This is a genomic window from Campylobacter sp. JH23 (assembly GCF_017846595.1).
GTDB lineage: Bacteria > Campylobacterota > Campylobacteria > Campylobacterales > Campylobacteraceae > Campylobacter_D > Campylobacter_D coli.
In genome coordinates, this window is sequence record NZ_JAEQBP010000015.1 from 1 (window position 1) to 554 (window position 554).

1 pseudogene is annotated in these 554 nt (G+C 23.3%); it reads right to left on the reverse strand.

Annotated features, from left to right (window positions below):
• Window positions 1-2: 2 nt before the first annotated feature.
• Window positions 3-554 (reverse strand): annotated as a pseudogene (locus tag KAR88_RS08715) (motility associated factor glycosyltransferase family protein); the annotation flags it as partial.

Sequence of the window (554 nt, forward strand, 5' to 3'; positions counted from 1 at the left end):
TCTCACCTTCTCACCCTTTCCATCCATTTATCTAATTTTCTTTCTTTAAGTTTTTCTTCTAAAGGAAGTATATTTTTAATCAAAGCATTTTCTTGTGCTTTAATATGCCCATAAACTAATTCCATAAATTCTAAATGTTCTTTTATCCAAAGAATACTTTTATTAAAAGCATCTTCTTTGGTTTTAGGATTTAAAACATAAATTCTAGCAAGATTAAGTTCAAATTGAGTTAGCAAAGGACTTAAAATTTCATATAAATCTTGCATTTGTTTTATATCTTCAAGTTTATTTTTAAACTCATCTATTTTTTCAATAGCTAAATTTAAATATTCTTCTTTTTCATTTAAACTCAAATATACACTTTGTATTTTTTCAAAATCATTGCTGAGTATTTTACTAAAATCTCTACAATGTTTAATACTTTGATAAACTTTATAATAAGCCTTAAGTAAAAACTCATTTTGTTTATTTAAACTTAAAGGTTCTAATTTTTCAAAAGGTTTATTTAAATCTTTATCAAGTAAATTCTCACAAGCCCATAGAAAAGGTTTTTC